8 protein-coding genes, 1 pseudogene and 1 riboswitch are annotated in these 11,406 nt (G+C 72.1%); of the genes and pseudogenes, 4 read left to right on the forward strand and 5 right to left on the reverse strand.

All coding sequences use genetic code 11. The features are described 5' to 3' along the window. Positions 1-426: 426 nt before the first annotated feature. Positions 427-2,568 (reverse strand): DUF6077 domain-containing protein, encoded by a 2,142-nt coding sequence (locus FHG89_RS09335; protein WP_139583972.1) that lies wholly within the window; start codon positions 2,566-2,568, stop codon positions 427-429. Positions 2,569-2,708: 140 nt separating this feature from the next. Beyond that, positions 2,709-3,308: a TetR/AcrR family transcriptional regulator gene (locus FHG89_RS09340; RefSeq protein ID WP_139583979.1), complete on the reverse strand. Its 600-nt coding sequence runs from the start codon at positions 3,306-3,308 to the stop codon at positions 2,709-2,711. Positions 3,309-3,526: 218 nt separating this feature from the next. On the opposite strand from FHG89_RS09340, the gene FHG89_RS09345 reads away from it, so the two are divergent. From FHG89_RS09345 to FHG89_RS09360, 4 genes are all read left to right on the forward strand, one after another. Further along, positions 3,527-4,420, forward strand: a complete 894-nt coding sequence (locus FHG89_RS09345; protein WP_139583973.1) for an ABC transporter permease — start codon at positions 3,527-3,529, stop codon at positions 4,418-4,420. Next, positions 4,413-5,231 carry an ABC transporter ATP-binding protein gene (locus tag FHG89_RS09350; protein ID WP_208760911.1) on the forward strand — a complete coding sequence of 273 codons (819 nt, stop codon included), beginning with the start codon at positions 4,413-4,415 and terminating at the stop codon, positions 5,229-5,231. Before FHG89_RS09345 ends, FHG89_RS09350 begins: the two co-directional genes overlap by 8 nt. Positions 5,232-5,377: 146 nt before the next feature. After that, positions 5,378-6,886, forward strand: coding sequence for a bifunctional cytidylyltransferase/SDR family oxidoreductase (locus FHG89_RS09355; RefSeq protein ID WP_139583974.1), 1,509 nt, complete (start codon positions 5,378-5,380; stop codon positions 6,884-6,886). 40 nt (positions 6,887-6,926) lie between these two features. Beyond that, positions 6,927-8,597 (forward strand): CDP-glycerol glycerophosphotransferase family protein, encoded by a 1,671-nt coding sequence (locus FHG89_RS09360; protein WP_139583975.1) that lies wholly within the window; start codon positions 6,927-6,929, stop codon positions 8,595-8,597. Between the two features lie 4 nt (positions 8,598-8,601). On the opposite strand, the gene FHG89_RS09365 is transcribed toward FHG89_RS09360, so the two are convergent. From FHG89_RS09365 to FHG89_RS09375, 3 genes and pseudogenes are all read right to left on the reverse strand, one after another. Continuing rightward, complete coding sequence (locus FHG89_RS09365) at positions 8,602-9,348, reverse strand: alpha/beta fold hydrolase (protein ID WP_139583976.1); 747 nt, start codon at positions 9,346-9,348, stop codon at positions 8,602-8,604. 131 nt (positions 9,349-9,479) lie between these two features. Next, positions 9,480-10,328, reverse strand: coding sequence for a C39 family peptidase (locus FHG89_RS09370; protein ID WP_208760912.1), 849 nt, complete (start codon positions 10,326-10,328; stop codon positions 9,480-9,482). 228 nt (positions 10,329-10,556) lie between these two features. Beyond that, positions 10,557-10,698: riboswitch (cyclic di-AMP (ydaO/yuaA leader) on the reverse strand. A gap of 302 nt (positions 10,699-11,000) precedes the next feature. Continuing rightward, positions 11,001-11,406 (reverse strand): annotated as a pseudogene (locus FHG89_RS09375) (hypothetical protein); the annotation flags it as partial.

The raw sequence follows: 11,406 nt of genomic DNA on the forward strand, positions 1-11,406 counted from the left end.
AGCTCCCTACGAGAGTGGTGACCGTCTGGGCGCGTGGCCCTGGATGGCGACGCCGGATGGGGACGGCCCGCGTACGACGCGGGGGCCACGCGGCGATGCGGAGGTCGCAGCCTCGCGCGCCGCCGACGGGTCGGCCCCGCCACCGCGCACGCCACGTCCCATGTCCGAACTCCTGAATGCAGTGTGCCACGCACGGACCCGCCCGAAACCGCGCCTCGGGCCGTCCGCGCGTGACTGCGACCTTAACGCCGTGGAACACCGAGGGATCACCCGGGTATCGGACCGCAATCCGGGCAGTGAACCGGCCCCGCCGCTGTGCGGACCGTCACCCGATCGCGGCGCGCCCGCACGCCGGGCCGGGGCCGACACACCACGACCCGGACGCGGTGGGGCGCCCGGGCCGTGGTGACGACATGTTCCGGCAGGTCAGCCGCCAGCGGTCGGGGAGGCGGTCGTGCGGTAGCAGTACATCGCGCCGGGTGGCTTGCGCGACGCGATCCGCTCCAGCCCCAGGTACGGCGCGGCGTCGGCGACGAGGGTGTTCGACTTCCACACGCAGACCAGGCTGACCCCCACCCGGCGCATCGCGGCGTCCACCTCGTAGATCGAGACGGTCCGATCGGCGTCGGCGAACCTCGCCAGCAGCAGCCGGTCCCGGGAGAACTCCGTGCCGATCCCGTAGTCGGTGAGGTAGAGGTCGCGCGGAAGCACCACCCGGACCTCGGTCGTGACCTGCGGGAGCGCCCGCATGACCGACGACGGTGCGAGGACCAGGCCCGGCGGGCGGTTGTCCAGGTTCTTGATCCAGAAGGAGGAGGCCTTGCGGGCCTCCGGCATCCGCCAGGTCGGCTTCGTCTGGACCAGGTCGTCGGTCCACATCGGCTTGCCCTGGGTGTAGAAGACGCACACCAGCACGGCGGGCAGCGCGAAGGCCAGGACGCGGTTGACCCGGGCCAGTTGGGGCAGGCGGGGCAGCCGGATGACTGCCAGCATGCCGACGAGCGCCGGCACCGGCAGGATCCACAGCACGCGCCAGAGCACCGCCCGCAGACCGCTGACGTCACCGGCGACCTTGAGAATCCCGGGGATCAGCAGGACCGTCACCGCGAGCACGGCGCCGGCGGCGAGCTGCCGGGGCGCGCCCGCGCGCAGCACCAGGGGCGACCACCACACGGCGAGCCCGGCGATGACGCCGAGGATGCCGAGCCACAGGGTGAGCTCGTAGATGGTCCGCAGCGGCAGCAGCGGCGCGTAGGTGGCGACTGTCGTCTCGATCCCGCCGCGCAGGACCTGCACGAGCCCGCCGGACAACACGGGGTAGAGCGACACGGCCGCGAAGCACAGGACGGCGTCGCGCACCCGCCGGGTGGCCAGCAGCGCGACACCCACGGCGGCGCCGATCAGGGGAAGGAGCATCACGGCCGTGGTGGTGTAGCCGACGCTCGCCACGGAGAGCAGGGCGAGCAGGATCAGCGAGCGCCGGGAACGGCGCTCCAGGTAGTCGGTGAAGTACACCCAGGCCAGTGGGATGAGCGCGTGCACGAAGACGCTCTTGCCCTGGGTCAGCCGGGGCAGGTGGTACGTGTTCAACGAGTCGGCGAAGTACGCCACGAGCAGGATGTAGGCCGCCGCCACGCCGAACGCGACAAGCGGCCGCCGCGGCGCCCACCGCTGCACGAGACGCCACAGCGCGAAGACGGCGAAGACGGCGAGCACCGGCAGGAGCACGTACCACGTCGCGGACGCGGCGTGCACGTGCAGGACGCGCGCCATCGCCCCGATGAAGACCTCGAAGGACGGCAGGGGCGGGTTCGCCGAGCCGGCCGGCAGGACGCCCTCGGTGAACAGGAAGTCCCGGAACGGGATCTCGTCCCGCTCGGCCACCCAGACGGACTTGCCGACGTAGAAGACGTCGTCGAGGGAGACCCGACCGATGAGTGTGGCGAAGTAGGCGGCGGCCAGCGAGACGACGAGGACCACCCAGCCCTGCGCCGGGGTGGTCTCCCGGCTGGCCGGAGCGGCACCGGCGTCGGCCGGAGCGCCGCGGCGGGACACGGCCAGCCACGCCGAGATGACCGAGACCAGGCCGAGCCCGATCGCCAACCACCAGGTCACTGTGCCCGTGCCGAGGGCGGCGAACAGCGCCGCACCGAGCGCGGCGCCGACGGGTAGGGCGTACCGGCGCAGCAGCGCCATCCGGTCGGCGGGCGCCTCGGCCGGCGTGCCAGCCGGCTCGTCGTCGGCAGGTCGGACGACCCGGTCCCGCCGCCGGAGCTTCCAGGTCACGTACGCCACGACCGGCAGCAGGACCACCCAGCCGAGGAAGACAACCGAGGGACGCAGGTTGAGCCCGAGGTTGAGGTGGTAGAGCAGGGTCCAGAGGGCGAAGCCGACCACCGCCGCGTCGGTGAACAGGACGGGTGCGGCGGCCACACCGGCGTTGAGTCGACCGGTCAGACCCCGGCCGCGCCCGGACCGGCTGGTGTCCGCCGCTGCGGCGTCCGCGATCGGGGCGGCCTCTCGGTCGGCTGGCGCTGGCGCCACAACAGCGTCTTCGACTTTCGTCACGGGTCGTCCTTGTCGTCCGGCGGCGAATGTGGGGGCGAAAAGTGGATGTCTTCTCGGTGACAGCCCGATGTCAAGGGGGCAGCCTAGCGGAGGCGGGCAGGGAATCCGGGCCCACCGTTCGAAGGGTGTCGCGGGGCCGGTCAGCCGGCCATCGGAGCTGCCCTCGGGTGCGGCACGGCGCCGGTCGCGCCGAGCCCGGCGACCACGGACTCGACCAGCCGCTCCAGGTAACTGTCGGTGAGCGGGAGCCGGGCGATGGCGATCCGCCAGTAGAGCGGGCCGACGATGAGGTCGATCGCGGCGTCCGGGTCGGTGTCGGCGGGCAGCTCTCCCCGCTGCACGGCCCGGTTGACCAGGCGGCCCCCGATGTCCTGCTGGCGGGCGTGCAGCACCTGACGCAGGGTCGCGTCGATGCTGGGGTTGCGGGCGGCCTCGGCCAGCAGGTCCGGGATGATCTGCGAGGCCAGCGGGTGGCGCAGCGCGTGCGCCACGGCCTGGAACAGCAGCGTGAGGTCGCCGCGCAGGGTGCCGGTGTCCAGCGCCGGAAGCTTGCCGTGCGCCGCCGCCGCGACGATCTCCAGCACCAGGTCGAGCTTGGAGTTCCACCGGCGGTAGATCGCAGTCTTGCTGACGCCGGCCCGGCGGGCGACCGCCTCGATGGAGAGCCGGCCGTAGCCGACCGCGGCCAGTTCCTGCATCAGCGCGCGCCTGATGGCCGTGGTGATCTCTCCACGGAGCACCGCCGCACCGGCCGGGGCACGCCTCTTCTCGGACGTCACCAGAGACTCTTCTCGCAGGTCACGCCGGCCAGCGTAGCGCAACGACGATACGGTTGCGTCCCGACGTGTTTCGGACTACTGTCCACGCAGCGACGAGGCGGCGCCCCGCGCACACTTCCCACTAGGATCCCATCGTCGCGAGCAACCCCGTCTGCACGAAAGATCGGAGCGCCATATCCATGGCCACCACCGCGCTGGTCGACCCCGACACGGGCCTGACCCAGGCGCAGCTGGCCGCTCGGCACGGGCTACGGGTCGCCGGTGAGCGACCGAGCCTCGTCGAGTACAGCCGCCGACTGTGGGCCTACCGGCATTTCATCGCCGCGTACGCCAACGCCAAACTGGTCGCCTCGTACAGCAACGCCAAGCTGGGCCAGCTCTGGCAGGTGCTCACCCCGCTGACCAACGCGGCGGTCTACTACCTGATCTTCGGGGTGGTGCTGGCTCAGAACGAGATCCCGAACTTCATCGCCTACCTGACCACCGGGCTGTTCATCTTCAACTTCACCCAGAGCGCGGTGCTGGCCGGCACCCAGTCGATCAGCAGCAACCTGGGGCTGATCCGGGCGCTGCACTTCCCCCGGGCCAGCCTGCCGCTGTCCACCACGATCACCCAGTTCCAGCAGCTGCTGGCCTCGATGGTGGTGCTGATCGGCATCGTGCTGGTCACCGGCGAGCCGCTCACCCTGAAGTGGTTGCTGCTGGTTCCGGCCCTGCTGCTGCAGGCGGTGTTCAACGCCGGCGTGGTGCTGCTGGTGGCCCGGCTGGGCTCCAAGTCGAGCGACCTCAAGCAGGTCATGCCGTTCGTCATGCGCACCTGGATGTACGGCTCCGGTGTCCTGTACAGCGTCAGCCTCTTCGAGCGGCTGCCCGGCTGGGCGACGACGCTCGTGCAGTACAACCCGCTGCTGGTCTACATCGAGCTGGCCCGCTACTCCCTGCTCGAACAGGCGCCGCTGCTCAACGAGTCGCTGACCCAGCTCTGGCTGGTCGCGGCGGGTTGGGCGCTGGTGGCCGGGATCGGCGGTTTCATCTACTTCTGGCGCGGCGAACAGGAGTACGGCCGTGGTTGAGCACATCGGGGCCTCCACCGAGGCGACCGCGACACTGACCGCCACCCAGGAGCGCATCCCGACAGTGGTGGTCGACGACGCGCACATCATCTACCGGGTGCACCAGGGCGCCGCCGGTGGCACCACGCCGGTCGCCGCGCTGCGCCGGCTGGTCAAGCGCACCCACGCGCCGAACGTCCGGGAGGTGCACGCGGTCAAGGGCGTCTCGTTCACCGCGTACCGGGGCGAGGCGATCGGGCTGATCGGCAGCAACGGCTCGGGCAAGTCCACGATCCTGCGGGCCATCGCCGGCCTGCTACCGGTCAACCGGGGCGCGATCCACACCCAGGGGCAGCCGTCGCTGCTCGGTGTGAACGCGGCGCTGCTCAACGACCTGTCGGGTGAGCGCAACGTGGTGCTCGGCTGCCTGGCCATGGGGATGCACCCGGACGAGGTGGCCAAGCAGGCCGCGGGGATCATCGACTTCTCCGGGATCAACGAGCGGGGCGACTTCGCCAGCCTGCCGATGCGAACGTACTCGTCGGGCATGGCGGCCCGCCTGCGGTTCTCCATCGCCGCCGCGAAGAAGCACGACGTGCTGCTCATCGACGAGGCGCTCGCCACCGGCGACAAGGGTTTCCGCAAGCGCAGCGAGCAGCGGGTACGGGAACTGCGCGAGGGTGCCGGCACGGTGTTCCTGGTCAGCCACCAGCTCTCCTCGGTACGCGACACCTGCGAGCGGACGATCTGGCTGGAATCGGGCGTTATCCGGATGGACGGCCCCACCGACGAGGTCATCCGCGGATACGAGGCGTACGCGAACAGCAAATAGAGTGCCGGCGAACCTCCGGCATCGACACGGCGCCATGGACCGCGTCGCCCGCGTTGGGGCGGCGCGGTCCGCGCGTTAAGGTTCATTCCGTCGCCGCTCGGGCGGAACCTTCCGTTAACGCATTCGAAGAGAGTGAGGATCCGGCAATGACGCAGGACCAGACCACTGGCCCGGACGCCGCAACGGAGACCCCGGCACCGTGGCGGCCCTCGCGGACAGTGGCCGTGGTGCTGGCGGGCGGCACCGGGACCCGGCTGGGCCTCGGCATCCCGAAGCAGCTCCTGAAGATCGCCGGTAAGCCGATCATCGAGCACACCCTGGCGGTCTTCGAGGCGGCACCGGAGATCGACGAGATCATCGTGCTGATGGCCGCCGGCCACGTCGAGGACGCCCGGCAGATCGTCGAGAAGGCCGGCCTGCGCAAGGTCACCAAGGTGATCGAGGGTGGCGACACCCGCAACGCGACGACCCGGATCGCCCTGGACGCCGTCGGCCCGGCCGACTGCAACATCCTCTTCCACGACGCGGTACGCCCGCTGCTCAGCGGCCGGATCGTGCGCGAGTGCGTGAACGCGCTCTGGACCTATGACGCCGTGGACGTGGCCATCCCCTCCGCGGACACGATCATCCAGGTCGACGACAACGACTGCATCACCGACATCCCGATGCGCTCCCGCCTGCGCCGTGGCCAGACCCCGCAGGCGTTCCGCTCCCCCACCATCCGCGAGGCGTACCGGATCGCCGAGGGTGACCCGGACTTCGCCGCCACCGACGACTGCGGCGTGGTGCTGCGCTACCTGCCCGGCACCCCGATCAAGGTGATCGACGGCTCGGACGAGAACATCAAGGTCACCCACCCGGTCGACGTGCACCTGGCGGACAAGCTCTTCCAGCTCGCCGCCGCGCAGGCGCCCCGACTCACCGACCACCGCAGCTACGCCGAGGAGCTGACCGGCCGCACCATCGTGGTGTTCGGCGGCAGCTACGGCATCGGCCACGAGCTGGCCGAGCTGGCCCGCCGCTACGGCGCGCAGGTCTTCCCGTTCAGCCGCTCCACCACCGGCACCCACGTCGAGCGCGCCGAGGACGTCGAGGCGGCGCTGAAGACCGCCTTCGAGGCCACCGGCCGCATCGACCACGTGGTGGTCACCGCCGGGATCCTGGAGAAGGGCGCCCTCGCCGAGATGGACGAGGAGACGATGGACCGGGTGCTCCAGGTCAACTTCGTCGGCCCGGTGACCATCGCCCGGCAGTCCCTTCCGTACCTCCAGCAGACCAAGGGCCAGCTGCTGCTCTACACCTCCAGCTCGTACACCAGGGGGCGGGCCCGCTACGCGCTCTACTCGGCCACGAAGGCCGCCCTGGTCAACCTCACCCAGGCGCTCGCCGACGAGTGGGCCGACGTCGGCGTACGCGTCAACTGCATCAACCCGGAGCGGACCGCCACCCCGATGCGCACCCGGGCCTTCGGCGAGGAGCCGGAGCACACCCTGCTCGCCGCCGAGGCCGTCGCCCAGTCGTCGCTTGACGTGCTGATCTCCGACCTGACCGGCCAGGTGATCGACGTACGACGGGCGCCCGGTGACGGGCCGAGCGTGCCGGCACAGTCCGGCCCGGACCGGGCCGAGGCGCCTGCGGCGGCTTCCGCGAACTGACGGCGACAGCGGGAACAGCGAGGGCGGCGAACGGAGCGACATGCGGGGTGACCTGGTCCGGAAGCTGGCCGCCCGGTGCCTGAGCACCGGGCTGGCCGTGCTGGCCTTCGTCGTGCTGGCGCTCACCGGGGCCACCGACTGGGGGCTGGCGCTCGCCGTCGCCGCGTTGGCCGCGGCAGCCGTCGAGCAGCGGATCCGGCCCGGCGCCGACCTCGTCGCCGAGACGGCCCTGGTCGCCGCCGCCGTGCTGGTCGGCTACTCCCGGCGGCTCGACGACGGGCTCGACCCGGCGCTGGTGGCAACCGCGCTGGTCCTGCTGGGGCTGGTGCTGCTGGTGGGGCCGCTGCGTACGGCCGGGAACCTGGAGATCCGGGCGGCCAACCTGCTGGTGCGGTCCTGGACGCCGCTGGTCGCCGACCAGCTCGGCACCGCCCTGCTCGGGCTGCTCGCCGCCGTGGCCCTCGCGGCCGCGCTGGTGCTGCCCGCCGTCGTGGCGCTGGTCGCCAGCCTGCTGCTGGGCGTGGGGGCCGGGGCGGTCGCCCTGGACCTGGCCCGGCGCCGGTTCCGGCCGGCGACCGGTGGCGGGGCGGTGGCCCGCGCGCTGCGCCGGCACGAGCCGGAGTTCCTGCTCTACTTCTCCGCACCGCCCGGTTCGGAGTACCAGGTCACCATGTGGCTGCCGTACCTGGAACGGATCGGCCGGCCGTTCGTGGTGCTGGTGCGTGAGCCGGAGTTCCTCGCGCCGATAGCTGCGGCCACCGACGCGCCGGTGGTCTACTGCCCCACCCTGCGGGCGATGGACGAGGCGCTGGTGCCCAGCCTGCGGGCGGCGTTCTACGTCAACCACGGCGCCAAGAACAGCCACTGCATCCGGTTCACCCAGCTGACCCACGTGCAGTTGCACCACGGTGACAGCGACAAGGCGCCCAGCGCCAACCCGGTGTCCGGGATCTTCGACCGGATCTTCGTGGCCGGCCCGGCGGCGATCGAACGGTACGCCCGCGCCGGCGTACGGATCCCGGCCGAGAAGTTCGTGGTGGTGGGCCGCCCGCAGGTCGAGTCGATCGAGGTACGCCCCGAACCGGTACGCGGGCTCGCCCACCCGACGGTGCTCTACACCCCCACCTGGACCGGGCACCACGCCGACGCCGACTACTGCTCCCTGCCGGTGGCCGAGAAGCTGCTGCGGCGGCTGCTGGAGCGCGGCGCCACTGTCATCCTGCGGGCGCACCCGTACACCGCGCAGAATCCGGCCTCGGCCCGGCAACTCGGCCGGTTGACCGAGCTGCTGGTCGCCGACCGGGCCCGCACCGGACGGCAGCACATCGTCGGCGCGGCGGCGCGCGAGTTGAGCCTGACCGAGTGCGTGAACCGCTCGGACGCGCTGGTCTCCGACGTGTCCGGGGTGATTTCCGACTACCTCTACTCGGGCAAGCCGTACGCGGTGACCGACATGGGCGACGAGGGCGACCGGTTCGTGCGGCGCTTCCCGTTGGCCGGGGCCGGTTACGTGCTGCGGCGGGACATGTCCAACACCGACGAGGTGTTGACCGCCCTGCTGGACACCGATCCGGCGGCCGAGGCGCGCTGGGCCACCCGCCGCCACTACCTGGGCGACTTCCCGGCCGAGACGTACGCCGAGGCGTTCCTGACCGCCGCCCGCCGCGAGCTGGCGCCGGAGCGGACCGTCGCCGCCCCGGCGGGCGTGTAACGCCTCAGCGGTACGCGTCGAGCAGGGCCAGCACCGCCGCCGGGTCCTCCACGTGCGCGTTGTGCCCGAGCCCGGGCAGCGTGACGACCGGGACGCCGTACTCCTTGAGCTGCGCGTCGGTGACCATCGGGTCGTGCTCGCCGCGGGCCAGCACCACTGGCACGTCGGTGGCGGCGATCAGGGCGGCCAGGTCGGGCTCGCCGACGGCGAACGCCTTCGGATCCATGGCGAGGCGCCACCGGCCGTCGACCTGCCGCAGCCCGGCGTCCACGACCGGGTGGTCCGGTGGGAGCAGACCGACCAGCCCGGAGACCCGCAGGTAGCGGCGTGCCGCCTCGGTGCGGTTGGCGAACCAGCTGACCGGACGGGCGGCCAGCTCGGCGGCGCGGTCCAGCTCGGCAGGCGACCAGACCGCCTTGATGCCCAACCCGACCACCGCGTCGACCGGCAGCCCGGCGTCGCGGGCGGCCAGCGCGAGACCGACGACCCCGCCGAGCGAGTGCCCGAGCACGACGAGACGGTCGTCGGCTGCCAGGCCACGGGCGATCCGGTCGGCGAGACCAGCGAAGGAGTACGACGGCAGCGGCGCCGACCAGCCGTGACCGGCGAGGTCCGGGGCGAGCCAGCGCCCAGGCCAGTGCTGCTCCAGCAACGGCGACCAGGGCAGCCACACGTCCCCGCTCGCCCCCATCCCGTGCAGCAGCAGCAGGATCGGTCCACGACCGGCTTGACCACCCGATTCATCCACCACGGCCGCAGTCTCCCACGGTTCGCGGCCCCGGACGAGAGTCCTCGTCGGCGCACGCCGGGCCGCCCTACCAGGACGCCGCGGGCGCCGGCCCCTCGTGGGGGACGGCGCCCGCGGCGGTCCACACGCCTGGGTCAGGCGGAGTAGCCCCGGGTGGCGATCCAGTTGGCCAGGTCGATCGTGGTGATCCAGTACGACGGGTCGGCCGCGTTCGCCGAGTCGGCGATCCGCACGGTCCGGCCGTTGTCCTTGTAACCCACCACGGCGATGTAGTGCCCGCCGCCGTAGGAGTGCCAGCCGCCGTTGGTGTCGACGGCGTCGCCGGCGACGTTGGCCACCACGCCGCGGCCGTCGGTGATGGCCTTGACGACGTCGGCCTGGAGCTGGTCCATCTGGGCCGGGCTGGGGGCACCCGCGAACATCCGGGTCCGGTACGGGGAACCCTTCACCTCGGCGTTGAGCACGCGGGTGGTGTCCAGGGCCGAGTTGGTGCCCATCTCGGTGGTGCCCAGCTTGACGGCGAGTTCGTTCTGGGTGCGGTCGATGCCGCTGGCGCTGAGCGCGTTGCGGGTGGCCGCCGGGCCGCAGTTGTAGTACGTGTTCTGCGCCTCGTAGTCGTAGTCGAGCACCTTCGTCGCGGGCGGCTTCGGCGGGGTCGGCTTACGGGTGAGGTCCGGGTTGGCGCTGGCCTTCGCGGCGGGCGACGCGGCGCTGGTGGCCGGGGCGGCGCTGCTCGGCGCGGCGCTGGCCGAGGGGGACGCGACGCGCGCCTGGCTCCGGGAGGCGGCCATGTCGCTGCGCATCTCGGCGACCGTGGTCGCGGTGTGCTGGCCGGCCGGGGCGTCGTCGGTGTCGGTGAGCAGGACACCGGTGGTGGTCGCGAGCGCGAGGGCCGCGGCGGAGGCGGCGACGATCTGGTACGGACGTTCGGTGGTGAGACGGCGGAGCTGGCGCTTCAGGGTGTGCTTCACGGGGTCCTCCACGGTTCGGGGGGAGAGCGGCACACCGGGGCCGACCCGGTATCCGGGCAGGCGCCAGCGCGCGAACCGTGGTCCGCGGATGGTGAACCGCTCGAGGGGATCGCCCGGCGCGGCCGGGCGGGAAGGGCGATGACCCGGGGGGTCAGCTCACCGGACGGATGAGCGGGGGCACCGCAACGCCGTGGAGGCGGGGGAACAAGCGAGGGGTGGAGAGGTGCTGCACGAGGATGGAACTCCTTCCGACACCGCCTACCGGGTTAGCTGACGGATTCGGGCGGGAAGATCGCCCTACCGCGGGCCGTGGCTCGCGGATTCACCCCGGACTTACTGATGGGTCCCCGGTTCGTTGATCACGATTGAGCGGGTCGGCGCGGCGTCGCCTCTTGCGATCGGTAACCGCACCGGACAGCACGACAGTACTGGCCGACGCGTACGCCTGCCAAGCCGCTTCCACCTGCGTAAACATCATTCTGGACGACAATTTCTGCGCGTATTGCCGATGACGTGACTCGATGGGACAACCGGTGACGGCGACGCCTGTGGTCGACAACCGGACAGGCCGTCGACAATGTCGTCGCATCCGCGCGAACAACGGGCCCGATCGCGTCGTGCGCCCGATTTCCCAGGCCCGTGACCGGGCTCACGTCACAGATCGGGCTCAACTGCCGCTCGGGCTCAACCGACGCGGGCCGGGCGCCAGCGCGCCACCGGTGCGGGACGTACCGCACCGGTCGCCGCCCGGCGGGCCGGCGCCGGGTCGGGCCGCAGTCGGGCTGCGGCCGCGTACGCCTCCTCGGCGAGTGTGCGGGCCGACTCGGCGGCCAGTTCCGCGGCCCGCCAGGCCGACCGTTCCCGCTCGGCGGCGACCCGGTGGTCGGCCAGCCTCGCGTCCCTGATCGCCCGGGCGAGCAGCACCTCCTGCTCGACGGGGTGCCGGCGGGGATCCCAACCGCGCCGGTGCCCGAACACGTCGCCGAGCTGCCCCATGGTCAGCTCCCCGCGCCAGTACGCCGCCATCGCGGCGCGGTGCAGGTACCGCTCCCGGGCGGCGTACTCGGCGGGGGTGTGCGGGGTCCGCGGG

Source organism: Micromonospora orduensis (genome assembly GCF_006228125.1).
Lineage (GTDB): Bacteria > Actinomycetota > Actinomycetes > Mycobacteriales > Micromonosporaceae > Micromonospora > Micromonospora orduensis.

Coding starts and splice junctions, on each gene's coding strand:
- FHG89_RS09345 (WP_139583973.1), top strand. CDS start 3,527: ATGGCCACCACCGCGCTGGTCGACCCCGACACGGGCCTGACCCAGGCG.
- FHG89_RS09355 (WP_139583974.1), top strand. CDS start 5,378: ATGACGCAGGACCAGACCACTGGCCCGGACGCCGCAACGGAGACCCCG.
- FHG89_RS09360 (WP_139583975.1), top strand. CDS start 6,927: ATGCGGGGTGACCTGGTCCGGAAGCTGGCCGCCCGGTGCCTGAGCACC.